The 25474-nt window shown below is 69.3% G+C and carries 23 protein-coding genes and 1 tRNA gene; 11 read left to right on the top strand and 13 right to left on the bottom strand.

Features of this window, described 5'->3' with window-relative positions; translation table 11 throughout:
- Window positions 1-8: 8 nt before the first annotated feature.
- Genes menD through P6281_RS22800 form a run of 3 tightly spaced genes read left to right on the top strand, consistent with a single transcriptional unit; the run spans window position 9 to window position 3400 of the window.
- A complete protein-coding gene (gene menD / locus P6281_RS22810; protein WP_041785228.1) occupies window positions 9-1658 on the top strand; it encodes a 2-succinyl-5-enolpyruvyl-6-hydroxy-3-cyclohexene-1-carboxylic-acid synthase in 1650 nt (549 codons plus the stop codon).
- Window positions 1659-1669: 11 nt separating this feature from the next.
- Window positions 1670-2194 (top strand): DUF3592 domain-containing protein, encoded by a 525-nt coding sequence (locus tag P6281_RS22805; protein WP_324738532.1) that lies wholly within the window; start codon window positions 1670-1672, stop codon window positions 2192-2194.
- 51 nt (window positions 2195-2245) lie between these two features.
- Window positions 2246-3400: a glycosyltransferase family 4 protein gene (locus P6281_RS22800; protein WP_014385842.1), complete on the top strand. Its 1155-nt coding sequence runs from the start codon at window positions 2246-2248 to the stop codon at window positions 3398-3400.
- A gap of 8 nt (window positions 3401-3408) precedes the next feature.
- Here P6281_RS22800 and P6281_RS22795 read toward each other — a convergent pair whose 3' ends face one another.
- Window positions 3409-4233 (bottom strand): SDR family oxidoreductase, encoded by an 825-nt coding sequence (locus P6281_RS22795; protein ID WP_014712416.1) that lies wholly within the window; start codon window positions 4231-4233, stop codon window positions 3409-3411.
- A gap of 55 nt (window positions 4234-4288) precedes the next feature.
- Here P6281_RS22795 and P6281_RS22790 point away from each other — a divergent pair, with 55 nt between their 5' ends.
- A complete protein-coding gene (locus P6281_RS22790) occupies window positions 4289-4981 on the top strand; it encodes a demethylmenaquinone methyltransferase (protein ID WP_014712415.1) in 693 nt (230 codons plus the stop codon).
- Window positions 4982-4988: 7 nt separating this feature from the next.
- Here the strand turns inward: P6281_RS22790 and P6281_RS22785 are convergent, their stop codons facing one another.
- Together P6281_RS22785 and menJ are read right to left on the bottom strand one after the other, a co-directional pair.
- Window positions 4989-5402 (bottom strand): DUF732 domain-containing protein, encoded by a 414-nt coding sequence (locus P6281_RS22785; protein WP_008261015.1) that lies wholly within the window; start codon window positions 5400-5402, stop codon window positions 4989-4991.
- Between the two features lie 110 nt (window positions 5403-5512).
- Window positions 5513-6751, bottom strand: coding sequence for a menaquinone reductase (menJ, locus tag P6281_RS22780; RefSeq protein ID WP_036459730.1), 1239 nt, complete (start codon window positions 6749-6751; stop codon window positions 5513-5515).
- A 22-nt stretch (window positions 6752-6773) separates the two neighbouring features.
- Here menJ and grcC1 point away from each other — a divergent pair, with 22 nt between their 5' ends.
- The 3 genes from grcC1 (at window position 6774) to P6281_RS22765 (ending at window position 9093) form a co-directional block, all read left to right on the top strand.
- Window positions 6774-7790: a nonaprenyl/(2E,6E)-farnesyl/geranylgeranyl diphosphat synthase gene (grcC1, locus tag P6281_RS22775; RefSeq protein WP_008261013.1), complete on the top strand. Its 1017-nt coding sequence runs from the start codon at window positions 6774-6776 to the stop codon at window positions 7788-7790.
- A 96-nt stretch (window positions 7791-7886) separates the two neighbouring features.
- Window positions 7887-8750 carry a zinc metalloprotease HtpX gene (gene htpX, locus P6281_RS22770; protein ID WP_008261012.1) on the top strand — a complete coding sequence of 288 codons (864 nt, stop codon included), beginning with the start codon at window positions 7887-7889 and terminating at the stop codon, window positions 8748-8750.
- Window positions 8751-8832: 82 nt separating this feature from the next.
- Complete coding sequence (locus tag P6281_RS22765; protein WP_008261010.1) at window positions 8833-9093, top strand: helix-turn-helix transcriptional regulator; 261 nt, start codon at window positions 8833-8835, stop codon at window positions 9091-9093.
- Window positions 9094-9126: 33 nt separating this feature from the next.
- On the opposite strand, the gene P6281_RS22760 is transcribed toward P6281_RS22765, so the two are convergent.
- The 4 genes from P6281_RS22760 to P6281_RS22745 form a co-directional block, all read right to left on the bottom strand.
- The gene (locus P6281_RS22760) at window positions 9127-10665 is read right to left on the bottom strand and encodes a SulP family inorganic anion transporter (protein ID WP_009951853.1); all 1539 of its coding nucleotides are present in this window, start codon (window positions 10663-10665) and stop codon (window positions 9127-9129) included.
- A gap of 244 nt (window positions 10666-10909) precedes the next feature.
- The gene (locus tag P6281_RS22755) at window positions 10910-11935 is read right to left on the bottom strand and encodes an NAD(P)H-dependent glycerol-3-phosphate dehydrogenase (RefSeq protein WP_008261006.1); all 1026 of its coding nucleotides are present in this window, start codon (window positions 11933-11935) and stop codon (window positions 10910-10912) included.
- 61 nt (window positions 11936-11996) lie between these two features.
- Window positions 11997-13508: a flavin-containing monooxygenase gene (locus P6281_RS22750; protein WP_009951851.1), complete on the bottom strand. Its 1512-nt coding sequence runs from the start codon at window positions 13506-13508 to the stop codon at window positions 11997-11999.
- 113 nt (window positions 13509-13621) lie between these two features.
- The gene (locus P6281_RS22745) at window positions 13622-14113 is read right to left on the bottom strand and encodes a YajQ family cyclic di-GMP-binding protein (protein ID WP_008261003.1); all 492 of its coding nucleotides are present in this window, start codon (window positions 14111-14113) and stop codon (window positions 13622-13624) included.
- A 69-nt stretch (window positions 14114-14182) separates the two neighbouring features.
- On the opposite strand from P6281_RS22745, the gene P6281_RS22740 reads away from it, so the two are divergent.
- A tRNA-Tyr gene (locus P6281_RS22740) sits at window positions 14183-14266 on the top strand.
- A gap of 252 nt (window positions 14267-14518) precedes the next feature.
- Entirely contained in the window at window positions 14519-14728 is a 210-nt protein-coding gene (locus P6281_RS22735) for a hypothetical protein (protein ID WP_009951849.1), read from the top strand.
- A 97-nt stretch (window positions 14729-14825) separates the two neighbouring features.
- On the opposite strand, the gene P6281_RS22730 is transcribed toward P6281_RS22735, so the two are convergent.
- The gene (locus P6281_RS22730) at window positions 14826-16811 is read right to left on the bottom strand and encodes a molybdopterin-containing oxidoreductase family protein (protein ID WP_009951848.1); all 1986 of its coding nucleotides are present in this window, start codon (window positions 16809-16811) and stop codon (window positions 14826-14828) included.
- 127 nt (window positions 16812-16938) lie between these two features.
- Between P6281_RS22730 and P6281_RS22725 the strand changes: the two genes are divergently transcribed.
- Window positions 16939-18246 carry an NRAMP family divalent metal transporter gene (locus tag P6281_RS22725; RefSeq protein WP_008260998.1) on the top strand — a complete coding sequence of 436 codons (1308 nt, stop codon included), beginning with the start codon at window positions 16939-16941 and terminating at the stop codon, window positions 18244-18246.
- Between the two features lie 13 nt (window positions 18247-18259).
- Here P6281_RS22725 and P6281_RS22720 read toward each other — a convergent pair whose 3' ends face one another.
- From P6281_RS22720 to P6281_RS22710, 3 genes are all read right to left on the bottom strand, one after another.
- Entirely contained in the window at window positions 18260-19579 is a 1320-nt protein-coding gene (locus tag P6281_RS22720; RefSeq protein WP_014383327.1) for a hypothetical protein, read from the bottom strand.
- Window positions 19580-19808: 229 nt separating this feature from the next.
- Window positions 19809-21038, bottom strand: coding sequence for a cytochrome P450 (locus P6281_RS22715; RefSeq protein WP_008260994.1), 1230 nt, complete (start codon window positions 21036-21038; stop codon window positions 19809-19811).
- A 153-nt stretch (window positions 21039-21191) separates the two neighbouring features.
- Complete coding sequence (locus P6281_RS22710; protein WP_014385837.1) at window positions 21192-22091, bottom strand: NYN domain-containing protein; 900 nt, start codon at window positions 22089-22091, stop codon at window positions 21192-21194.
- Between the two features lie 66 nt (window positions 22092-22157).
- Here P6281_RS22710 and P6281_RS22705 point away from each other — a divergent pair, with 66 nt between their 5' ends.
- Window positions 22158-23030, top strand: coding sequence for an alpha/beta fold hydrolase (locus P6281_RS22705; protein ID WP_014385836.1), 873 nt, complete (start codon window positions 22158-22160; stop codon window positions 23028-23030).
- Between the two features lie 7 nt (window positions 23031-23037).
- On the opposite strand, the gene P6281_RS22700 is transcribed toward P6281_RS22705, so the two are convergent.
- Both P6281_RS22700 and P6281_RS22695 read right to left on the bottom strand, forming a co-directional pair.
- The gene (locus tag P6281_RS22700) at window positions 23038-24204 is read right to left on the bottom strand and encodes an FAD-binding domain (RefSeq protein WP_008260989.1); all 1167 of its coding nucleotides are present in this window, start codon (window positions 24202-24204) and stop codon (window positions 23038-23040) included.
- Window positions 24201-25451: a cytochrome P450 gene (locus P6281_RS22695; protein ID WP_014381171.1), complete on the bottom strand. Its 1251-nt coding sequence runs from the start codon at window positions 25449-25451 to the stop codon at window positions 24201-24203. Before P6281_RS22695 ends, P6281_RS22700 begins: the two co-directional genes overlap by 4 nt.
- Window positions 25452-25474 lie beyond the last annotated feature (23 nt).

Genomic DNA, 25474 nt, shown 5'->3' with positions numbered 1-25474 from the left:
CTGTAGGAGTGAACCCCTCGACGACCCAGGCTCGCGTGGTCGTTGACGAGCTGATTCGCGGCGGCGTCCGCGACGTGGTGTTGTGCCCGGGTTCGCGGAACGCGCCGCTCGCCTTCGCGCTGCAGGACGCCGACCGGTCGGGCCGGATCCGGCTGCACGTCCGCATCGACGAACGCACCGCCGGCTACCTGGCCATCGGCCTGGCGATCGCAGCCGGCGCGCCGGTGTGCGTCGCCATGACGTCCGGCACGGCCGTGGCCAACCTGGGCCCGGCCGTGGTGGAGGCCAACTACGCGCGGGTGCCGCTGATCGTGCTGTCGGCCAACCGGCCCTACGAACTCCTGGGCACCGGGGCCAACCAGACGATGGAGCAGCTGGGCTACTTCGGCACCCAGGTCCGGGCCACCATCAGCCTGGGCCTCGCCGAGGACGCCCCCGAGCGGCTGGACGCGCACAACGCCACCTGGCGCTCGGCCACCTGCCGGGTGCTGGCGGCCGCCACCGGATCGCGCACCGCCAACGCGGGACCCGTCCAGTTCGACATCCCGCTGCGCGAACCGCTGGTGCCGGATCCCGAACCCCGCGGCGCGGTGCTCCCGCCGGGCCGCCCGGGCGGCCGGCCATGGACCTACACCCCGCCGGTCACCTTCGACCAGCCGCTGGAGATCGACCTGACGCCCGACACGGTCGTCATCGCCGGCCACGGCGCCGGCACCCATCCCGCCCTCGCCCAGCTGCCCACCGTGGCCGAACCGACCGCGCCCGCCCCCGAAAACCCGCTGCACCCCCTGGCGCTGCCGTTGCTGCGGCCCAAGCAGGTGATCATGCTCGGCCGCCCGACCCTGCACCGCCCGGTGTCGGCGCTGCTGGCCGACCCCAAGGTGCCGGTGTTCGCGCTGACCACCGGCCCCCGCTGGCCCGACGTCTCGGGAAACTCGCAGGCCACCGGCACGCGGGCGGTCACCACCGGGGCGCCGAACCCGGCGTGGCTGCACCGGTGCGCCGAGACGAACCGGCACGCGAACGACGCGGTGCGGGGCCAGCTCGCGGCGCACCCGCTGACCACCGGTTTGCACGTCGCGGCGGCGGTGGCCGACGCGCTGCGGCCCGGCGACCAGCTGGTGCTCGGGGCGTCCAACCCGGTCCGCGACGCGGCGCTGGTCGGCCTGGACACCCACGGCATCCGGGTGCGCTCCAACCGCGGGGTAGCCGGGATCGACGGCACCGTGTCCACCGCGATCGGGGCGGCACTCGCCCACGAACGCGTGGGCGACCCGGACAACCCGGCGCGGACCGTCGCGCTGATCGGCGATCTGACCTTCGTGCACGACAGCTCCGGGCTGCTGATCGGCCCCACCGAACCCACCCCGCGCCGCCTGACCATCGTGGTCTCCAACGACAACGGCGGCGGCATCTTCGAACTGCTCGAGCAGGGCGACCCCCGGTTCTCCGACGTGTCGTCGCGGATCTTCGGAACCCCGCACGACGTCGACGTGGGGGCGCTGTGCCGCGCGTATCACGTGGAGAGCCGCCAGATCGAGGTCGACGAATTGCACGCCGCCCTCGACGATCCCGGCCCCGGGATGCGGGTGCTGGAAGTCAAGGCGGATCGCTCCTCGTTGCGGCAGCTGCACGCCGCCATCAAGGCGGCGCTGTGAGGCACGCATAGATGGCGAGATCCCCAAAGGTTCTGCTGCACTTACTGATTCACGGACGCAGCGACGAACCTCCGAAAACGCCTGCCAGGGTCGCGTTGCGATGGGCCCGGATCGCGGTGCTGATCGTCGCCGGCCTGGTCACGCTGCAGTCGGTGCTGCTGGTGGCCGGCGCGTGGCGCAACGACCTTGCGATCACCCACAACATGGGCGTCGCGCAGGCGGAGGTGCTCAGCGCCGGGCCGCGCCGCTCCACCATCGAATTCGTCACCCCGGAGCGGGTCACCTACCGCCCCGAACTCGGGGTGCTCTACCCGTCCCACCTGACCACCGGGATGCGAATCTACGTCGAGTACAACAAGAACGACCCGAACCTGGTCCGCGTGCAGCACCGCAACGCGGGGCTGGCGATCATCCCGGCGGGGTCCATCGCGGTGGTGGCCTGGCTCGGGGCGGCGGCGCTGCTGGTGGCGCTGGCGCTGCTGGACAAGTGGCTGGACCGCCGCGCCGAAACCGCCGAACCTGCAAATTTCGCGTGACGGACGCCCGTTGGCAACCTTGTCGACAGGCGGCGCTGAGACGGTGATGGGGTGCGCGTTGCCATCGTCGCGGAATCTTTCCTGCCGGAAGTCAACGGTGTCAGCAACTCGGTGATCCGGGTGCTCGAGCACCTGCGCCGCACCGGCCACGAGGCCCTCGTCATCGCCCCCGACACGCCACCCGGCGAACCGCCGGCGGAGCGCATTCACGACGGCATCCGCGTGCACCGGGTGCCCGCACGAATGTTCCCGAAGGTGACCACGCTGCCGCTCGGCGTGCCGACGCCCCGGCTGGTGAGCGTCCTGCGCGGATTCGACCCGCACGTCGTGCATTTGGCGTCGCCGGCGCTGCTGGGGTATGGCGGGGTGCGCGCGGCGCGGTGGTTGGGGGTGCCGACGGTCGCGGTGTATCAGACCGACGTCCCGGGTTTCGCGGCCAGCTACGGCATCCCGATGACGGCACGGGCCGCGTGGGCCTGGTTCCGGCACCTGCACGGCCTCGCCGACCGCACGCTGGCGCCGTCCACGGTGACGATGGAAGCGCTTGTCGCCCACCGTTTTCCACGGGTGCACCGGTGGGCGCGCGGCGTCGACGTGCTGCGGTTCGCGCCGTCGGCGCGCGACGAGGCGCTGCGGCGGAGGTGGTCACCGCACGGCAAGCCCATCGTCGGGTTCGTGGGCCGGCTCGCGCCGGAAAAACACGTCGAGCGGCTCGCCGGGCTGGCCGCCGGCGGCGCGGTGCAGCTCGTCATCGTGGGTGACGGCGTCGACCGCGACAAACTGCAATCGGCAATGCCGACAGCGGTTTTCACGGGTGCGCTCTACGGCGACGAGCTCGCCGCGGCGTACGCCAGCATGGACGTGTTCGTGCACCCCGGTGAGCACGAGACGTTTTGTCAGGTCGTGCAGGAAGCGCTGGCGTCGGGGTTGCCGGTCATAGCCCCCGACGCCGGCGGCCCACGTGACCTCGTCACCCCGTGGCGTACCGGTCTGCTGTTGGGGGTCAACGAGTTCGAGGCCCGGCTGCCCGAGGCCGTCGCGCACCTGCTCGCCGAACGGGCGCGCTACGCGCCGGCCGCACGGCGCAGCGTCGTCGGCCGCAGCTGGTCGGTGATCTGCGACGAGCTGCTCGGCCACTACGAGGCGGTGCTGTCGCCGTTCGAGCGGCGCCGGCTGTCCGCCAGGCGGTACGCGCAGGGGGAGTGACGGCGCGATCAGCCCTGCGCCAACTCGGCGACGGGCTGCCATTCCTCCCAGGTGCGGAGCCGGCTCTCGTAGTCGGCCTTGGCCGTCTCCAGCGGGGACGAGCCGAAGAACACTCGCAGCGGCGGCTTTTCGGCGTCGACCACCTTCAGTAGCGCGGCCGCCGAGGCGGACGGGTCGCCCGGGCTGGCCCACCGCCGGCTGCGTTCGGCCTCGACGGCCGCGCGGAGGTCGTCGTAGGCCGGCAGCCGCTCGGCGTGCCTGGCCGAGGCGCCGGCCCAGTCGGTGTCGAAGCCGCCCGGCTCGATCAGCGTGACGTGCACACCGAACTGGGCGACCTCCTGGGCCAGCGCCTGGGAAAAGCCTTCCAGCGCCCATTTCGACGCGTGGTAGATGCCGACCAACGGGAACGCGGTGATGCCCCCGATCGAGGACACCTGGATGATGTGGCCGCTGCCCTGCTCGCGCAGGTACGGCAGCGCGGCCTGGGTGATCCACAGTGCGCCAAACACATTGGTCTCGATCTGGTCGCGGGCGTCTCGCTCGGAGAGTTCCTCGACGAACCCGAACTGCCCGTAGCCGGCGTTGTTCACCACGATGTCGAGGCGGTCGAAGTGATCGTGCGCCCGCTTGACGGCCGCGAAGTCCGCGGCGCGGTCGGTCACGTCCAACTGGATCGGCAACAGCGCGTCGCCGTGCTTGCGCACCAGATCGTCCAGCGACGCCGTATCGCGCGCGGTGGCGGCGACCCTGTCGCCCCGCTCGAGTGCCGCGATCGCCCACGCCCGTCCGAAACCGCGCGATGTACCGGTGATGAACCACACTTTGTCAGTCACGCAGAGTTGCAACGCTGCTGTCGCCGCGGAATTCCCTGGGGGTACCGTCCGTGTGGTGAGCCGCGCCGAGTTGGACAAGGACCCCCGCGACGTCGCGTCGATGTTCGACGGCGTCGCCCGGCGCTATGACCTGACCAACACCGTGCTCTCGATGGGCCAGGACCGCCACTGGCGCAAGGCCACCCGGGCGGCGCTGGAGATCGGGCCGGGCCAGCGGGTGCTGGACCTCGCCGCGGGCACCGCGGTATCGACCGTCGAGCTGAAGAAATCCGGGGCGTGGTGTGTGGCCGCCGATTTCTCGGTGGGCATGCTGGCGGCGGGGGCGGCGCGCCACGTGCCGAAGGTTGCCGGCGACGCCACCAGGCTGCCGTTCGCCGACGACGTATTCGATGCCGTCACAATCAGTTTCGGGCTACGCAACGTCGTCGACACCCAGGCCGCGCTGCGCGAGATGGCGCGCGTCACCCGCCCGGGCGGCCGATTGGTGGTGTGCGAGTTCTCCACCCCCACCAACGGCCTGTTCGCCACCGTCTACAAGGAGTACCTGATGCGCGCGCTGCCGCGGGTGGCGCGCGCGGTGTCCAGCAACCCCGAGGCCTACGTGTACCTGGCGGAGTCGATCCGGGCGTGGCCCGATCAGGAGGGGTTGGCGCAGCAGCTCACCCAGGCCGGCTGGGTGGGAGTGCGGTGGCGCAACCTGACGGGTGGCATCGTCGCCCTACACGCCGGGCACCTGCCCCCGCGCTGAGACGGACTTAGTGGTTGCCGGCCGCTTGGACGACGTCGATGTGCTCCGGGCAGTAGTGGTCGACCGCCGCGCCCAGGAACTGCAGCGACTGGCCCTCGGTGGTGCCGCGCGGCAGGTTGCGCTGGATGAACGTCGCGGACTGGTGGGCGTCGTGGTCGACGCCGTGGTCGATCCGGTCGCAGGTGATCTTGCCCAGCCAGGCCAGTTGGTCCTGCGGCTGGTAGATGCCGAACCCGTTGACCGTGTTCTTGAACGGCGCGTCGTAGTCGCTGGGCGGCGACGGCGTCCGCGGGGTCGGGTACGGCGCCGTCGGCGGCGGGTCCGCCTGGGCGGGCGCGGAGAGCGGCGCCGGCGCGGCCAGCGCGAAAGCAGCAACAGCAGCGGCAGCGGCACCGATAGTAGCCAGCATCGTTCCCTTCATTAGCTGGACTATACACGCCCGGTTCCGGCCGCGCCGACAAACGGCGGGCGCCGATCGTGCGTCCCGGCAGGGTCGCCGCGCCCTCCGACCAGCGGCGATGCGGCCGCGGCTCAGCTGAACGGGGTGCGGCGGTCGATCAGCCGGGACAGCCGGCCACCGCCCCGCCAGGCGCGCGCGACCCAGTCCGCGTCCTCGTCGGTGACCAGGTTGGCCATCACCCGCACGGCGATGGTCATCAGCGTCGTCGAGCGCATCGCGATCGGCCCGGTCGCGGGCAGGAATCGCTGAAAGGTCAGTAGCAGCGCCAGCCGGCGCGCCACCGAGAAGCCGCGACCGTAGTGCTCCCGCAGCAGCGACGGCCACGCCTGCGACAGGTCGCGGCCGTCCAGCAACTCGGCGGCCAGCCGGCCCGTCTCCAGCCCGTAGTCGATGCCTTCGCCGTTGAGCGGGTTCACGCACGCCGCGGCGTCGCCGATCAGCATCCAGTTGGGCCCGGCGACCCCGGACACCGCGCCGCCCATCGGCAGCAGCGCCGACGACACCGCCCGGGGCGGGCCGACAAAGCCCCACTCGTCGCGGCGCAGGTCGGTGTAGTGGTCGATCAGCGGCCGCAGCGCCAGCTCGGCGGGTCGTTTCGATGTCGACAGCGCCCCGACGCCGATGTTCACCTCGCCGTTGCCGAGCGGAAAAATCCAGCCGTAGCCGGGCAGCACTGTGTCCTTGGAGCCGTCGGGTCCGCGTAGCTCGAGATGCGAGGTCAGCCAGGGGTCGTCGGCGCGCGGCGTGCTCAGGTACCCGCGGGCCGCCACGCCGTACACCGTCTCCTGGTGCCAGCGCCGGCCCAGCTTGCGCCCCAGCGACGAACGGGCGCCGTCGGCCACGATCAACTGCCGGCACCCGACTTCGGTGCCGTCGGCCAAGGTCAACGATGTCACCCGTCCCGATGAGTCATGTTGCACGCCAACGGCTTTGGTGCCCAGCAGCATCCGCGCTCCGGAATCCTCGGCGACTTTGCGGATCCGGTCGTCCAGCTCGACGCGGGCCACCGCGCTGCCGGTCGACGGGAAGGACGGGCCGGGCCAGTCCACCTCCACCTCGCCGCCGAACCCGCTCATCCGCAGCCCGCGGTGCCGGATGCGGGCGTCCAGCCAGTCCCCGAGCCCCAGGCGTTCGCACTCGGCGACCGCGCGCGGGGTCAGCCCGTCACCGCAGGCCTTGTCGCGGGGGAAGCTCGCCGAATCGATAACCAGGACCTCGCGGCCTGCGCGCGCGGCCCACGCCGCCGCCGCCGAACCGGCGGGTCCGGCGCCCACCACCACCACGTGGGCTCGGGTCGCTCCCGTGTTCATGCACACCAGTATGTTTGGTCCCGTGAATACTCCGGCGACGGTGGTGGCGGGCGTTGATCTCGGCGACGCGGCCTTCGCGGCGACGGTGCGCGACGGTGTCGGGCGGATCGAGCAGCTCATGGACACCGAACTGCGCAGCGCCGACGAGATCATGACCGAGTCGCTGACCCACCTGTTCAAGGCCGGCGGCAAGCGGTTCCGGCCGCTGTTCACCGTGCTGTCGGCGCAGCTGGGGCCCAATCCCGACGCCGCGGACGTGACGATCGCCGGCGCCGTGATCGAGCTGGTGCACCTGGCCACGCTGTATCACGACGACGTGATGGACGAGGCCGAGGTGCGCCGCGGCACGCCCACCGCCAACGTGCGCTGGGGCAACAACGTCGCGATCCTGGCTGGGGACTATCTGTTCGCCACCGCCTCGCGGCTGGTGTCCCGGCTGGGGCCCGAGGCGGTGCGGCTGATCGCCGAGACATTCGCCCAGCTGGTGACCGGGCAGATGCGCGAGACCCGCGGCCTGACGGGGGCGGCCGAGGGGGCGGACCCGATCGAGCACTACCTGAAGGTGGTCTACGAGAAGACCGCGTGCCTGATCGCCGCGGCGGGCCGCTTCGGCGCGATGTTCTCGGGCGCCGACGCCGACCAGGTGGAGCGGCTGAGCCGCCTCGGCGGCATCGTGGGCACCGCCTTCCAGATCTCCGACGACATCATCGACATCGACAGCGACTCCCGCGAGTCCGGCAAGCTGCCCGGCACCGACGTGCGCGAGGGCGTGCACACCTTGCCGATGGTCTACGCGCTGCGCGAACCCGGCCCCGACGCGGCGCGGCTGCGCGAGCTGCTGGTCGGGCCCATCGACGACGACGAGACGGTGGCCGAGGCGCTGGCGCTGCTGCGGGCGTCGGAGGGCATGGCCAAGGCCAAGCGGTCGCTGCAGGATTATGCGGCGCAGGCACACCAGGAGCTGGCGCTGCTGCCCGACGTGCCCGGCCGGCACGCGCTGCAGACGCTGGTCGACTACACCATCAGCCGGCACGGCTAGCGCGTCACGGAACTCCTTCGGCCGTCTCGGGCGTTCAATAGTCGACAATGAACGAGTGTTCCGGAGTGTGCTCCGGAATGTCCTAGGAGGACACCGATGACCTGGCATCCGCATGCCAACAGGTTCAAGACGTTTGCCCTCTTGGTCGGCATGTCCGCGTTGATCGTGTTTGTGGGCTCGTTGTTCGGCAAGACCGCGATGTTTCTCGCGGTGCTGTTCGCCATCGGCATGAACGTCTACACCTACTACAACAGCGACAAGCTGGCGCTGCGGGCGATGCATGCGCAGCCGGTTTCCGAGCTCCAGGCGCCGGCGATGTACCGGATCGTCCGGGAGCTGGCCACCGCCGCGCACCAGCCGATGCCCCGGCTGTACATCAGCGACACCAACGCGCCCAACGCGTTCGCGACCGGCCGCAATCCGCGCAACGCCGCGGTGTGTTGCACCACCGGCATTTTGGGCATCCTCACCGAACGCGAGCTGCGCGCCGTGCTGGGACACGAGCTGTCGCATGTCTACAACCGCGACATCCTGATCTCCTGCATCGCCGGTGCGATGGCGTCGGTGATCACCGCGTTGGCCAACATGGCGATGTTCGCCGGCATGTTCGGCGGCAACAGCCGCGACGGCGAGAATCCCTTTGCGCTGCTGCTGGTTTCGTTGCTCGGCCCGATCGCGGCGACGGTCGTGCGCCTCGCGGTGTCCCGGTCGCGGGAATACCAGGCGGACGAATCGGGCGCGGTGTTGACCGGGGACCCGCTGGCCCTGGCGTCGGCCCTGCGCAAGATCTCCGGTGGGGTCCAGGCGGCCCCGCTCCCGCCCGAGCCCCAGCTGGCCAGCCAGGCACACCTGATGATCGCCAGCCCATTTCGAGCCGGCGAGCGGATCGGGTCGCTCTTCTCGACGCACCCGCCGATCGAGGACCGCATCCGCCGCCTCGAGCAGATGGCCGGGCGGTAGGAAACGGCGGTAAAACGCCGCGTGCACACCGGCCGAACCGCACGTAACATCGGAGTTAGCTGTAGTCCTAGGCTTTCCATTGATGGAAGCGGTGATGGCGATGTCGCACTCTGACTCGATCGATATTCACGAAGCCGGGCTGGCGCTGAATCTGCCCGATTTGGTCTTCGAGACCCGTGCCGGTGCCGGGATGAACCAGGAACAACTGGCGCACGCACTGGGCACCACCCGCGAGGCCGTGGCCGCGTGGGAGAGCGGGGACGAGGTGCCGCGCGTCGACGTGCTGCAGCGCCTGGCGCAGGTGTGCGGCAAGCGGCTGCACATCAGGATCGACGTCGACTGAGCGCGCGGCGCGCTATAAGCGCGGGGCGCGCAATTACGCTGCGGCCCCGGGCGCCTGGGCCTCGACCAGCGGTTCGTCCGCGGCGCGGTGACCCGTCTCCATCACACCCCGGATTTCGACGGTCCCGCCTGTCGCCTCGTGCTGCCGCTGCCAGTCGGTAATCGTTTGGTGCGCAGCGTGATCGAGGTAATGGACCGAGATCGCCACCGTCACCGTCGCGCCCCGCGGAACCGACGTCAGCATCCGCGTCAGCCTCGGGAGCGCCAGGAAGGTGCAGGCCGCGCCCTCGATCGTCACCCGCCATTCGTCGCCAACCGGCTCCGCCTCGATCTTGGCCCGGATCACTCGCCATCCGGTCAGCGCGATGGCCAGTGCGAGGCCGATCAGCACGCCGTGCAGCAGATTGAGGAAGATGACGCTGACGGCGGTCACCACGTACACGGCGAGATCGCCGTGCTTCATTGCGGTTTCGATGTGCGCCGGCTTGAGCAGCTGGACGCCGATGACGATCAGCAGACCGGCCAGCGCGGCGGTGGGGATCTGCTCGACCAGTCCGGCGAACGGAATGGTGAACAGCAGGATCCAGACGCCGTGCATGATCGCCGACGCCCGGGATTTGGCGCCCGCGTTGACATTTGTGGAGCTGCGGACGATGACCCCGGTGATCGGCAGCCCGCCGACGGTCCCCGAGATGATGTTGGCGGCGCCCTGTCCCACCAGCTCCCGGTTGAAGTCGGTGCGTGGCCCGTTGTGCATCCGGTCGACCGACACCGCCGACAGCAGGCTCTCGACGCTGGCAATGAGCGCGACGGTGATCACCCCGACGGTGAACGCGCCCCAGTTGCCGTGGGGAAGGTCGGGCAGCCTCAGCGCGTCCAGCGGTGACCCCTCGAGGTCGATCCGGCGCACGTGAAACGGGAAGACGACCGAGAGCGCGGTGACCGCCACGATCGCGACCAGGGGACCCGGTACCCGGCGAGCCTTGGCGGGCACCCACCGCCAGGCGACCATGATGACGATCACCAGGACGCCCAGGATGACCCCCGGCCGGTGCGCACCGACGACCTGCCCGGGCAGGCCGATCAGGTTGTGCCAGGCGGTGCTCTTGGATTTTCCGCCCAGCAACACGTGCGCCTGCTGCAGGGCGATCGTGATGCCGATGCCGGCCAGCATGGCGTGCACGACGACCGGTGAAATCGCCAGGGCGGCGCGCGCCACGCGGCTCAGCCCCAACAGCACCTGCAGGGTCCCGGCGGCGACGGTGATCAAACACGTGATGCCCCAACCGAACTCGGAAACCAGCCCGGCGACGATGACGGTCAGCCCGGCCGCGGGGCCGCTGACTTGCAGCGGGGAGCCCCCCACGCTGCCGACGACGATGCCCCCGACGATCGCGGCGATCAGGCCGGCGAGCACCGGGGCGCCCGAGGCGATCGCGATTCCCAGCGACAGGGGGAGCGCGACCAAAAAGACCACCAGCGAGGAGGGCAGGTCGTGCCGGATGATGCCGCGCAGCCGGTCGGCGCGTGACGCGGTGGGGAGCCGATCGCCCGCCCGTTCAATGTCTTGCATCGGTCACGTCCCTCGTTGGGAGTTTGCGGGGGATGTTCCGATATCCGCCCTTCTTGCGGCCAGTTACATCTTCGTAACGGGTTGGCGTGCAGCGGATTACATCCGGACGACGAGCAGGATCGCAACCGGAAAATCACTGACTACCTGGTCTGACGGTATTTTGCTGGCAAACCGGGGTCAAGCGGACGTGAGCGGCCCATAGAGAACGCAAAGATTTGAATTTGGCCAGCCCGCGACGCCCAGGTCAGAAGCCCGCGCCGTGCACCTCGTGGCCGGGCACCTCGGCGATCAGGCCGCGGTAGGCCTCCTCGACGGACGAGCCGTGGTTGATCACGGCGTCGACCTCACGGGCGATGGGCATGGTGAGGCCGAATTCGTTGGCAAACTCCATGATCACGCTGGCGGCCTTGACCCCCTCGGCGACCTGGTTCATCGAGGCGATGATCTCGTCGATCGGTTTGCCCGCCCCCAGTTGTTCACCGACGTGACGGTTGCGGCTGCGCTGGCTGGTACACGTGACGATCAGGTCGCCCAGCCCGGCCAGCCCCGGGAAGGTGTCCGGGTCCCCACCCACCGCGACGCCCAGCTTCGTCATTTCCCGCAGCGCGCGGGCGATGACCAGCGCTCGGGTGTTTTCGCCGATGCCCAGCGAGTACCCCATGCCGACGGCGATGGCGAACACGTTCTTCAAAGCCCCGGCCATTTCGGCCCCGATGACGTCGTCGGTGGTGTACACGCGGAAGCGCCTGGTGCGGAACAGCCCGGACAGCCGCGTCGCCAGATGCTGGTCGGGCATGGCCAGCACCGCGGCGGCGGCGTAACCCTCGGCGACCTCGCGCGCGATGTTCGGACCGGCCAGGATGCCCGCGGGGTGCCCGGGCAGCACCTCCTCGACGATTTGGGACATGCGCATGTTGGTGCCCTGCTCGAGGCCCTTGACCAGGGACACCACCGGCACCCACGGCCGCAGCTCCCGGGCCAGCTCGGTGAGCACCCCGCGGAAGCCGTGCGAGGGCACGCCCATGACCACGACGTCGGCGGAGTTCGCCGCCTCGGCGAAGTCGGTGGTGGCGCGCAGGGTGTCGCTCAGCTCGACGTCGTTGCCGAGGTAGCGACTGTTGCGGTGGTTGTCGTTGATGTCGCGGGCGGTCTCCTCGGAGCGCACCCATTGCAGCGTCGGCCCGCGGCGCGCGCAGATTGAGGCCACGGTGGTGCCCCAGCTGCCGCCACCGAGGACAACGACTTTGGGTTCGCGCTTCTCAGATGCCATGGCGATCAGCGTATTGCCGACATCTGAGATTTGGGAGTAGTTCACGAACTCCCGTGCGTGGCTATCCGGCCAGCGCGGTGCGGTCGGCGGTCCGGCCGAACACCATTGCCTCCTCGATGCGGTCGAAGCGGTAGTCGATGGCGTCGGCGAGATAGTTCTGCCGCACGTTCCACGGCCGCTTGGTGCCGGACTTAGGCAGCGCGTGCACCGAGCGCAACACGTAGCCGGCGTTGATGTCCCACGACGGCTTCTCGGTCATCGGCTCGTTGCCGCGGTGCGGGGCGGCGCGCGTGTAGCCGTGAGAGGCCATGTGCTCCATGAGTTTTGCCGTCGCCCGGGCGGTGATGTCGGCCCGCAGCGTCCACGACGCGTTGGTGTAGCCCACACACCAGAACAGGTTCGGCACGTCTTCGAGCATGTGCGCCTTGTAGACGAACCGGTCGCTGGTCTTGATCTCGTTGCCGTCCAGGCTGATCGTGGCCCCGCCCAGCGCCTGCAGCTGCAGGCCGGTGGCGGTGACGATGACGTCGGCGTCGAGGTGCCCGCCGGACTTGAGTGCGATGCCGGTCGCGTCGAAATGGTCGATGTGGTCGGTGACCACGTCGGCGCGCCCGGCGCTGATGGCCTCGTACAGGTCGGCGTCGGGGATCAGGCACATCCGCTGGTCCCAGGGGTTGTACCGCGGCTTGAAGTGGGTGTCGACGTCGTATCCGGCCGGCAGGCTGTTGATCGCCTTGCGCCGCAGCAGCCACCGCACGAACCCCGGCGCCTTGCGGGACAACGCGAAGAACACCGCCTCGGTCAGGGCGCTGTACATGCGGACGACCAGATGAGCGGGCTTGCGGGGCAGCAGTTTTCGCGCGACGGCGGCGACCGTGCCGTACTTGGACGCCGAGATGAGATAGGTGGGCGAGCGCTGCAGCATGGTCACTTTCGCGGCGCGGTCCGACAGCGACGGCAGCAGCGTCACCGCGGTCGCGCCGCTGCCGATCACCACGACCTTCTTGCCGGCGTAATCCAGGTCCTCGGGCCAGTGCTGGGGGTGCACCACCGTGCCCTGGAACTCCTCGATGCCCGGGAAGTCGGGGGTGTAGCCCTCGTCGTAGTTGTAGTAGCCGCTGCCGAAGAACAGGAAGCGGCCGCGGTAGAGCCTGCGCTCCCCGCCCTGTTCGACGGTGACCGTCCAGGTGTCGGTCGCGGAGTCCCAGTCCGCCGAGCGCACGTAGCTGTCGAACCGGATGTGGCGGTCGATGCCGTACTTGCGCGCGGTGGCGGCCAGGTACTCGCGGATGTGCACGCCGTCGGCCACGCCCTCTTCGCGGGTCCACGGCTCGAACGGGAAGGACAGCGTGAAGATGCTGCTGTCGGAGCGCACCCCGGGGTAGCGGAACAGGTCCCACGTCCCGCCGATCTGCGCGCGCCGCTCCAGGACGGTGTAGGTCAGCTGGGGATTGCGTTCGGTGATCCGGTAGGCGGCGTCAATGCCGGAGATGCCGGCGCCGACGATGATGACGTCGAAGTAGTCGGCCTCGGTCGCGCCGTGGCCGGCGGCCTCCTGGGGCGTCACGGTCATCGTGAACCTCGCTCAAATTGTGGGACTCGTCACTAGCCTAGAGACCCACCGGTTGGTCGGGCTAGGAAGTCGCGAAACCGCGCGGGCCGCACCGTCGCGCTCGCGACCGGCGATCACCGGTAGTTGACGAACTGCAGCGCCACGTCCAGGTCGGCCTGCTTCAGCAGCGCTTGGACGGCCTGCAGGTCGTCGCGCTTTTTGCTGGTGACCCGGATCTCGTCGCCCTGGATCTGGGTCTTGACGGACTTGGGGCCGTCGTCGCGGATCAGCTTGGTGATCTTCTTGGCGTTCTCGCTGCTGATGCCCTGCTTGAGCGAGCCGCTGACCTTGTAGGTCTTGCCGGAGGCCTGGGGCTCGCCGGCGTCGAAGGCCTTCATGGAGATGTCCCGGCGGATCAGCTTCTCCTTGAAGACGTCGACGGCCGCCTTGACGCGTTCCTCGGTGGACGACGTCAGCTCGATAGCCTCGTCGCCCTTCCAGGCGATCGTGGTGTCGGTGCCGCGGAAGTCGAACCGCGTGGCCAGCTCCTTTGCGGCCTGGTTGAGCGCGTTGTCGACCTCCTGGCGATCCACTTTGCTGACGATGTCGAACGATGAGTCCGCCATGCATTCCGTCCCTTCATCCGGTGATAGGCGTTTGTGCTTTGTCTACTCGCTCGTTGTAACCTGTCTGGCGGCAGGTTGCCCGAGCGGCCAATGGGAGCGGACTGTAAATCCGTCGCGAAAGCTTCACAGGTTCGAATCCTGTACCTGCCACCACAGTTTTTGGTAGGCCCGCGCGCCGTCGCACACCGCGAATTTCGGTTTGCCGGGGCGCACTCGTGTGGCGCTCCGCGCGGTCGTTCCGCCCGCCGCGATTCCCGGTCGCCCGGGCGGCCGACCAGGGGCCGGCGGCGACGTTGTGCGACACGTGCGCAATTTCTACAAATTGGTTGTAAAAATTTGCGCCACGGCGGTGTGGCGGGCCCCGGGGCGGGTATCGCTGTGAGAGCGCGATTTGTAGGGGGCGACATGTCTATCAGTCCCGCCACACTCTCAATACTCCGCGAGTGCCGCACGGCACTGGCGACGGCGCGCGAATCGGCCCTCGCCGCGCAGGCCGGGCTGGCCGGCGTCCGCAAGGCCCGCGCCGCCGAGCTGGCCGAGAAGATCGCCGATGCCATCGCCTTCGCCGACCGGCTCTGCTTCGTCGTCCAATGCGACCTGCGCGCCGGGCAGTGACCTTCGAGCGTCAACGCCAAGCCAGGCACCCTCCCGGTTCGACTCCTCCAACCCATCGACCGGGAGGGTGTCTTCTGCCCAACCAGGACAGCGTGTTTCAGGCCGGATGCAGGCTGACGGGCACCCCCGAGTAGCGCACCATGCCGGTCACCACGTCGATGTCGTCCTTGTTGGTCAGGCGGTTGACGTTGGCCGCGTGGTGGCCGTGCGGGATCGACACCGCACCGCGCCGAATGGAGTCGTCGACCTTGGCGATGCCGGTCAGTTCGCCGTTCGCGCTGCGCACCGTCACCTTCTGCCCGTCGGCGACACCCGCGGCGGCGCCGTCCTCGGGGTGGATGAGAACCTCGGGGGCTTCACCGAGAAAATCCAGCTGCCCGTTGAGCTTTCGGCGCTGCCGGCGCGGCACCAGCACCAGCGGCGCGGGCGGTTTCAGGCCCGCGAGTTGGTCCACCAGCAGCGGCGGCGCCAGCCGCCAGCCGCCCATCCGCGCGACGTGCTCGTCGACCCAGGCCGCGGGCAGCTCGCGCGGGGCCTCGGCCCAACCCACCGCCGCCACCTCGTCGAATCCCGTTCGGGCGCCGGCCAACAGGACGGCGAGCACGTCGTCGTCGGTGCTGGTGTCGGGATCGCCGAGATTGCCGAGCTCGTAGCCGAGCCGGCGGCCGAGTTCGGCGAACACCCACCACATCGAGCGGCGTTCGCCGACCGGCTCGACGACGGCCGGGCTGTATTGCACGGACACATGCGAACTCAGGATGTCGTGGATGGTGATGTCGGGGCGTTCCAGCGGGTCCTTGGTGGGCAGGACGTGGGTGGCCAGCTCGGTGGTCTCGTTGTTGATGATCTCGGTGGTCGCGAACACCTCGAGGCTCTGTAGGGCCGGAATCAGCTTGCCGGTCTCGGGGAACGAGGTGACCAGGCTGCCGCCGACGTTGATCAGGGCGCGGATGTTGCCCGCGGCGATCTCGTCGGGCAGCGCCGCGCAGGGCCACTCGTTGATGAACGCCTGCGCCTCGGGGCGGCTGCGCGGTCCCGGACCGAAGGATCCCTCGATCGGCGTGACGGGCAAAAACTCGCCGAAAGTCTCGAGCTGGTAGGCGAATCCGGGGTGAAACCACGTCCCGCCGGGCCGGTTCATCGCGCCGGTGAGGATCATCAGCACCCAGGCGAGCCACTGCGTGACGTTGGCGCGCTCGGCGGTCATCGTGACGCCGGTGCCGGTTTCGACCGCGACGCACTTGGCGGCCCGCACGCCCGCAAACAACCGGGCCAGGTCGGCCTCGGCGACATCGGCCAGCTTCGCGGTGTGCTCGAGCGTGAACGGCTCGACCGCACGCGCCAGCTCGTCGATGCCCTGCACGGGAACGTCGGATTTCATTCCGTCGCGCAGGATCTCGCGCACCAGGTAGGCGAGGACGGCGTGGTCGGTGCTGGGCCGCGGCGCCAGATGGGCGGTGGCCAGCCGGGCGGTCTCGGTGCGACGGGGATCGATCACCCACACCTGCCCGCGCCGCGCGATCTCGCGCACCGTGCCGGTCGGATTGGGCATCGAGATCGCATGTCCATGCGAGACAACGGGATTGACGCCGACGAGCATCAGGAAGTCGGCGTTGTCCAGGTCGGTCCGGCCCGATAGCCCCATGAATCCGCCGACCAGATCCGAGACCAAAGGCTTGGCGGTGCCGTCGATGGTCAGGGGGCTGAACTTGGCCGGTGTGCCAATCGCGGCGTGCAGCGCCTCGGCCATGCGGAAGCCGGCGCTTTCCATGGTGGAGAAGTAGAACGCGACCGATTGCGGCCCGTGCCGGTCGATGATGTCCTTCAGCCGCGTGCCCAGGTCGTCGAGGCAGGCGTCCCATGTGGTGTCGCGCAGGCGGCCGTCCGCCCGCATCCTCGGGCGTTCGAGCCGGTCGGGGTGGTGGTGCAGTTGCGGCAGGGCGCGGCCCTTCGGGCAGGTGTAACCGCGGGAGAAGGGATGCTCCTGATCGCCGCGAACGCGGAGCACCTCGTCACCCTCGACGTCGACGAGGATGCCGCAGACGGAGGTGCAGACGCGGCAGAAGCTACGCACCGTTTGCATACTTGGGCAACGTACTCTCGCAATTCGAGAACGCCTATCGCATTTTCGAGAATGGCGGCACATTTTCGGCCAATGGCGCTCTCCGGCAAACGCCCGTGGTTAGGCGGCCCCTAGTTAGGATCCACCGGTGACCGATACGACCACCCCGCCGGTGGCGGACGAATCCGAGGACCGGCCGCAAATACCGCTGCGCACCCGTGGCCGCTGGCTGCGATGGGGGCTGCTGTCGGTGTGGGGCCCCGGCCTGGTGGTGATGCTGGCCGACACCGATGCCGGGTCGCTGATCACCGCGTCGCAGTCCGGCGCCCAGTGGGGCTACCGGATGGTGCTGCCGCAGCTGATCCTGATGCCGGTGCTCTACGTCGTGCAGGAAATGACCGTGCGGCTGGGCATCGTCACCGGGCGCGGCCACGGCTCGCTGATCCGGGAGCGGTTCGGCCGCGGCTGGGCGTGGCTGTCGGCGTTCACCCTGTTCGCCTCGGCGATCGGGGCGTTGCTCACGGAGTTCGCCGGGGTGGCCGGCGTGGGTGAACTCTTCGGCGTCTCGCGCTGGGTGAGCATTCCGGTCGCGACCGTCGCGCTGCTGGCGCTGGCCCTGACCGGTAGCTACCGGCGCGTCGAGCGCATCGGCCTGGTCGTCGGCGCCGCCGAACTGGCCTTCCTGGTGGCGATGGTCATGGCCCGGCCCGACCCCAGAGCCCTCGTGGACGGGTTGTCGTCGATGCCGCTCGGCAACTCGTCATACCTGCTACTGGTCGCGGCCAACGTCGGCGCGGTCATCATGCCGTGGATGATCTTCTACCAGCAGGGAGCGGTGGTCGATAAGCGCCTGTCGGAGAACACGATTCGCCAGGCCCGTTACGACACCGCCTTCGGCGCGGTGCTGACCCAGCTGATCATGATCGCGGTGGTGGTCACCATGGCGTCCACCATTGGGACGAGCGGCGCGCACGGCGGCGGCGCGGAACTGGAGACCGTCGGCCAGATCGCCCAGTCGCTCACGCCCTACCTCGGCCGAGTCGGCGGGACGGTGCTGTTCGGGCTCGGCATGCTGGGCGCGGCGCTGGTGGCCGCGATCGTCGCCTCGCTCGCGGGCGCGTGGGGGCTCGCGGAGGTGTTCGGCTGGAAGCACACGCTGAACGAGCGGCCCAACCGCGCCACCGCCCGGTTCTACATCACGTATTCGCTGGCGCACATCGTGGGCGCGGTGCTGGTGCTGGCCAGCGTCGACCTGGTCAATCTGGCCGTCGACGTCGAAGTCATGAACGCGTTGCTGCTGCCCATCGTGCTGGGCCTGCTGCTCGCGCTGGAAGCCAGGGCCCTGCCCGAGCAGTGGCGCATGCGCGGGCTGCACAAATACGTCACCCGCGCGCTGTGCTTCGTGACCATCGGGTTCGGCCTGTACATGGTTCCGCAGGCCCTCGGCTGGATCTGACCGCGGGCGACCGTCAGAACCAGGGCCCGGGGTAGTGGCCGTCCTGGTCTTGCACCATGACGATCTCCTTGCACTCGCCGTTGGACGACGGCGCGGTCTCGCCGCGGCACACCAGCGTCCATCCGGATATCCGCTCGAACGGGCGTGTCGACCAGCCGGACGCGACGGGATCCGTTGCAGGAAGGGCGATTACCGAGAACGTGCCGCCGCTGCCGGTGAGGTAGAGGTGGTCTTCGAAGAACGCCAGCTTCGAAATCGACATCTTCTTGGCGTCGTCGCGGCTCTTGAGCAAGTCCCACTGTTGGCTGCGCAGGTTCCACACCCCGAACCCGAACGAGGAGTTCTCCGAATTGTGCCCGTCGACAAACAGTTTCCCGTCGGACAGGGCCGCGCTCAGCCCGCCGCCGGAGATCCGGTCCGAATCGCCGATCTTGATGAGGGATTTGGCGTTGAGGTCATAGAACATCGTGGAGACGGCCGGTGGGTTGCGCGACTCCCGGTGGGTGATCTTCACAAGTTTGTCTGGGCCCTCGGCCAATTCGGCGTCCACGGATTGCGCGTCGTCGTCCTGGTAGATCGCCTCCCCGTTCGGGCGGCGCAGCTCGGCCCCCGAGGCCTTGCCGGGATCGGCGTTGCGGGGGAACGCAATGACGTCCTGCCAAACTCGGGCGGGCTGGGGATCGTCCCACATGATCGACAGGTCGGCGCCGGACAGGACCACGGTTCGGGGCGGCGACGCGGGGGCGTGCCCGTCGGTGAAGGCGTTCACCCACGCCACGCCCGAGGCGGTCGGGGCCAGTCCCCATTCCTTCGGCGCCGCCAACCTCAGGCCGGGGGTCGGCGGCTGCAGTTCTTTGGTGGCGACCTGGTGGCCCGAGGACCAGTCGTAGGAATACGCGGTGGTCCTTGAGATTTCGGGCGCCGGGGCCTGGGCGGGCTTGACGGTGGTGACCACGTAGACGACCTTGAGGTCGGCGGCGGCGCCGGTCAGCGCGCACATGGCGCCGGTGAGGTTCTCGCCGGCGGCGATCGTGGGGATGGCCGGCGCGACGTACTGTCCCGTCTTCGGGTCGAAGATCTTCGGCCGGATGTCGTCGAGTGCGGATTTGCCGGCCGAAAAGGTCTGCGGGCAGCCGAAATACGCCGTGCCGCCGTAGCTCTTCCAGTCCTTTTCCAGCGGGCCCGTGATCGGGGCGGGTCCCGCACGGGTGGTCGTTTTCGACGCCGACGTCGGCGCGGTGGGGGTCAGCGGGGGCGCCGACACGGTTTCCGAGCAGGACGACAGCGCCAGGCAGGCGACCGCGGCGGCCGCCGGTCCCCAGGTTGCGCGCATCGAAAACCCCCGTGAAGTTCGTGTAACCCCCGCAGCGTAAGGCCGCCCCGGCGCCACCGCGACTCGGCGGATTGCCAACGGCGTCGCGTTGGGTGTGAAGCCTTGGCTTTGACTGTGAAGCCACGGCGGCCGCGCTCGGCGTGTCGTCGCCCTCAGCGCACAGTCAAAGCCGTGGATTCACACCCGAATCCGCGAGCTCACACCCGAATCCCTGAGCGGCGCCGGATGCCTAGCGGTCGAACTCCAGCGGCAGGCTCAGCGGGCCGCTCAGCGTTCCCATCGGCTTCCACGGAGCCGGGCCGGCGATGCGCGGATTGCGCAGGCGGGCGGTCAAGACGGTCAGCGCCTCGGCGATCTCGCGCCTGGCCAGGTTGGCGCCCAGGCAGTAATGCGCGCCGCCGCCGAACGTCAGGATCGGCGGGGCGCCCTCGCGGGTGATGTCGACGCGGTCCGGGTCGTCGTAGACGGTGGGGTCGCGGTTCGCCGCCCCGGTGTTGAGCAGGACCATCGTGCCGGCGGGAAACACGTAGCCGTCGACCTCGGCGTCCTCGGCCACCAGCCGCAGCGTCCCGCACACGATCGGCGAGTGCCGCATGGTCTCCTCGACCGCGCGCATCGCCAACTCGGGTCGCCGGCGCAGCAGCTCCCACTGTTCCGGGTGCTCGCACAGCAGGTGCACCGACGCGGCGACCTGGTTGCGGGTGGTGTCCGTCCCCGCCAGCAGCAGCCCCCCGGCCAGCATGCGCAGTTCGGCCGCGTCGAGGCGGTCGCCCTCGTCCTCGGCGCGGATCAGGTCGGACAGCAGGTCGTCGGTCAGGCTGCGGCGGCGCCCGGCGACCATCTCGTCGACATAGGCGTCGAGTTGGCGCCACGCGCGCATCACGACGGGCTCCACTTCGGTCAGGTCGGCGGTGAAGCTGAACGCCTTGAACACGTCGTCCGCCCACAGCGAGAACCGTTGCCAGTCCTCGCGGGGCGCCCCGAGCAGCGCGCAGATGATCGGCACGGGATACGGGCGCGCGATGTCGGTGACGACGTCGCAGCGCCCGGCGCCGGCGACCCGATCGACCAGTTCGTTGAGCACGCCGACCATGGTGTCGTGCAGGCGCAGGGTGGCCTTCGGCGTGAACGCCTTGGAGGTCAGGCTGCGCAGCCGGTGGTGCGCGTCGCCCTCGAGGCACAGCAGGCTGTTGACCACCTTGTCCCACAGCGGGCCCGAAGTGATGCCCTGGACAAGGAGATTCAGGCCGGGCGGGATCTGGAACCGCGTGTCCCGCAGGACGGACCGGACCATGTGGTACCCGAGCACCTCGGGGCCGTGCGGCCCCAGTGCGACGGGCGCGTGTCGTTGCGCCTCCCGCAGGCGCGGGTAGACCTCCGCGGGTGTTTCGTCGTCACGGTAGGACAGAGTGGGCAGGTCGGCGTCGAAAACGCTTGGGGGAGCGGCACCGACGGTCATGACGGTCTCCTCATCGATCCCCCACCAGCTGCGGACGACTCCCAGACAATGTATGGCCACCCCGGGGCGCTGTCAACGATATCGATCCGCGCATCGGCGAAACGCCATACACCAGCGAGAAAATGCATTGCCGCGACGCGGGGGCGACGCCGCTCAATCCTGCGCGCGCAGCCGCACCATCCGCGTCGTCGACGTCTCGTCCAGCTCGACGATGTCGGAACGCGACCGCAAAAAATCGCTGAATGACCGGAAACCCAAAGACCTTTCGCTGAACGACGGATCCATGCGCCGCATCTGCGCCTTCACCGCGGAGTTGTGCAGCCAGTCGACGTCGTCTTTCTCCAGGCCGATCTGTAGCGCGCGCGTCAGCAGCGCGGTGGCGGCGGCCTGCGCGTCGGGCGGCTCGGGCTCCTCGGCCTGTGCCGCCTTGGTGCGCCCGCCGCGCCGCTTCGGCGGGGCGGTGTCGGCCGGCCCGGGCTCGCGGTCGAGCGCGGGAACCCCCGGCAGCGCGTCGTACACGACGAACTCCTCGCACGCGGCCGCCAGCGCCCGGCTCGACGCCCCGGCCACCCCGATGCCCACCACGTACCGGCCCAGCCTCTTACAGCGCTGGGCCAGCGGGATGTAGTCGGAGTCGCCGGCCACGATCACCACGTGGGTCAGGTCGGGCAGCCGGAACATGTCCTCGACCGCGTCGACGGCCAGCCGGATGTCGGCGCCGTTCTTGCCGTAGGCCGCCGCGGGGAACAGCTGCACCAGGTCGACCGCGCGGGCCACCAGCTGCCCGCGGTATCCGGCGTTGATATCCGCCGACCAGTCCGCATAGGCGCGGGTGAGCACCAGGGTCCCGAACGACGACGCGTAGTCGAGGATGGCGCCGACGTCGACCGTCGCCTGGCCCAACCGTTCGGAATGCTGCTCGAGCCCCTTGGCCTTGTCCTTCTGAAACGAGTTTCGCCCGTGTATCTGGTCGTACCGCGAGATCACGATGTTGTCGAAGTCGAGGTAGACGGCCACGCGGGCCGCAACCGGTTCGGTCATGCCCTTGATCATTGCTCAACGGGCGGGCATTTGCCCTGCCCGCGTCGTCAGCAGGGCCAAAGCGGGTACACAGCCCGAATGAGTGACATGAAGTTTCTCGAGTTACATGGGGATCGCATCGCCTATCGCGACGAGGGTGACGGCGAAGCGTTGCTGCTGATCCACGGTATGGCGGGGAGTTCGGAGACCTGGCGATCCGTGATACCGCAGCTGTCGAAGAAGTTCCGGATCGTCGCGCCCGACCTGCTGGGCCACGGCCAGTCCGCGAAGCCCCGCACCGACTACTCGCTGGGCGCGTTTGCGGTCTGGCTTCGTGATTTCCTCGACGAACTGGGTGTCAGCCAGGCCACCGTGGTCGGTCATTCGCTCGGCGGCGGTGTCGCCATGCAGTTCGTCTATCAGCACCCCGACTACGCCAAGCGGTTGATCTTGATCAGCAGCGGCGGCCTGGGTCCCGACGTGGGATGGGTCCTGCGGCTGCTCTCGGCCCCCGGGGCGGAGCTGGTGTTGCCGATCATCGCGCCCACGCCCGTCCTGTCCGTCGGCAACAAGCTCAGGTCCTGGTTGACAAGCGCGGGCATCCAGTCGCCGCGCGGGGCCGAGCTGTGGAGCGCCTACTCGTCGTTGTCCGACGGTGAGACGCGCCAGTCGTTCCTGCGGACGCTGAGGTCGGTGGTCGACTACCGGGGCCAGGCGGTCAGCGCGCTCAACAGACTCTCGCTGCGTGAGGACTTGCCGGTCATGGCGATCTGGGGGGAACGCGACGGCATCATCCCCGTCGATCACGCGTACGCCGCGCACAAGGCTCGCACCGACGCCAGGCTCGAAATCCTGCCCGACGTCGGTCATTTCGCGCAGGTGGAGGCGCCGAACCAGGTGGTGGAGCTGATCGAGGACTTCATCGCCACGGGCGAGCGCCGCGACACACAAAGTCCGCAGCCGAGCTTGTGATCGGTGGCTAGATGCCGTAGTCGGGCAGCTCGAAGTCGTCGCGCACGTCGCGCGCGAGAAGCCGTGTCATCGGGGCGAAATTCATGGTGCGCAGCGCCAGGTCGCGGAACCACAGCCCGAATCGGGTCCGGGTGGCGAAGAACCCGATGAACCGCGCCGCGCCGGCCTGCTTGCCCTCGATGAAGGGACGCAGCCGCATCTCGTAGGCGTCGAACGCGCGGCGATGGTCGCCCCCGGCGCGCCCGAGTTCGCCGGCCAGCACGTAGGCCTCGGCGATCGCCAGGCCGGTGCCCTCACCGCCGAGCAGCGAAATGCAGCCGGCCGCATCCCCGATGAGCAGCACGCGCCCCCGCGACCAGCGGTTCATGTGGATCTGGCTGACGACGTCGAAGTAGAGGTCGTCAACGTCGTCGAGCGCGGCCAGCATGTCGTGGGCTTCCCAGCCGCAGTCGGCAAAGGTGTTGCGCAGCTGGTCTTTCGGCGGTGTGTCGGTGCCGTCGTGGTCGGCGCGGAAGATGAACAGGAACGTGGTGCGGTCGCCGCGCAGCGCGAAACGCGCCAATTGGCGGCCGGGTTCGGCATAGGTGACGTAGGCCAGCTCGTCGCGCGGCCGGTAACGGTCGACCACGCAGGCCGCCACCTTGCAGCCCAGATAGCGCTCGAATTCTCGTTCGGGCCCGAAGACCAGGCGGCGCACGTTGGAGTGCAGCCCGTCGGCGCCGATCAGCAGGTCGAAATCGCGCGCGCCGCCGCGCTCGAACCCGAGTCGGACCCCGTCGTCGCGCTCGTCGACGAACGAGATGCTGTCGCCGAAGACCGTTTCGACCTCGTCCTCGATGGTGGCGTAGATCGCCGCGGCCAGATCGCCGCGCGGCAGGCTGGTGAAGTCGGCGCCGAGCAGGCGGCGAAAGACGTCGACGTCCACGTCCGCCTTGATCTCGCCGCGAGGGCCGACCGAGCGGAGCCGTTCCATCTCGTATCCGGCGGCGCGGATCGGCCCTTCGATGCCCATCCGCTTGGCCACCTGGTAGCCCACGCCCCAGAAGTCGATCATGTAGCCGCCGGTGCGCAGGTGCGGCGCCTGCTCGATCAGCGTCGGCGTGTGGCCGGTCCGATGCAGCCAGTGGGCGAGCGCCGCCCCGGCCACGCCGGCACCGCTGATGGCGATCCTCATGAGGCGACCGGGTGGCCGCCTCGGTAATCGACGGGCCAGTGCTTGATGCCGTTGATGAACGACGACCGCAGGCGCTCCGGATTTCCCAGCGGGGCCAGGTCGGGCAGCCGGTCGGCCAGCGCGTTGAACATCACATCGATCGTCATGCGGGCCAGGTTGGCGCCGATGCAGTAGTGCGCCCCGGTGCCGCCGAAACCGAGGTGCGGGTTGGGGCTGCGCAGGATGTCGAAGGTGAACGGGTCGTCGAAGACCTCTTCGTCGAAGTTGGCCGAGCGATAGAACAGCACCACCCGCTGACCTTCTCTGATGGCCACACCGCCGAGTTCGGTGTCCTCGCGCGCGGTGCGCTGAAACGCGGTGATCGGTGTGGCCCAACGGATTATCTCGTCGGCCGCGGTCTTGGGTCGCCGCGCCTTGAACAGCTCCCACTGGACCGGATAGTCGGTGAAGGCCATCATTCCCTGCGTGATCGAGTTGCGCGTGGTCTCGTTTCCCGCGACGGCCAGCGTGACCACGAACATGCCGAACTCGGCCTCCGACAGGCGCTGGCCGTCGGCATCGGCCTGAATCAGGGTGGTGACGATATCGTCGCCAGGTTCTTCGGCCTTGCGCGCCGCCAATTGCATGGCGTACCACATCAATTCGCCGGCCGAGGTCAGCGCGTCGTTGCCGGCGAATTCCGGATCGTCGCTGCCGATCATGTTGTTGGTCCAGTCGAACAGCTTGTCGTAGTCCTCATGCGGAACCCCGAGCAGCGCGGAGATGGCCTGCAGCGGCAACTCGCAGGCCACCTGGCGGACGAAGTCGCCCGACCCCGCCGCCGCGGCCTCGGTGACGATGCACCGGGCCCGCTCGGACAGTTCGGCGCGCAGCCGCTCGACCGCGCGCGGTGTAAAGGCCCGCGACACGATCCTGCGCAACCGGCTGTGCTCGGGGTCGTCCATCATGATCATCGACGCCCGGCCCGCCTCAATCTGCCCGGCCGCCAAGTCTTCCCGGTAACGCGGCACGATCGACTTGGCGGCCGACGAGAACACGTCGCTGCGCAGCGAGACGTCGCGGATGTCGCGATGCTTGGTCACCGCCCAGTAGCCGCCGTCGCCGAACCCGCCCTTATCCGGCGCCTGCTCGTTCCACCAGACCGGTTCGGTGGCGCGCAGTTCGGCGAACTCCCGCACCGGCAGCCGGTGCGCGTAGATGTCGGGATCGGTGAAATCAAAGCCCGGCGGGAGGTTCGGTGTGGCCATGGGATTTCTCCTCGGCTGTGGCT

It is taken from the genome of Mycobacterium sp. 5-140-3-2, from assembly GCF_035666375.1.
Taxonomy (GTDB): domain Bacteria; phylum Actinomycetota; class Actinomycetes; order Mycobacteriales; family Mycobacteriaceae; genus Mycobacterium; species Mycobacterium intracellulare.
Note: the sequence above shows the minus strand (reverse complement) of the source record. Positions and strands in the feature narration are given on the sequence as shown.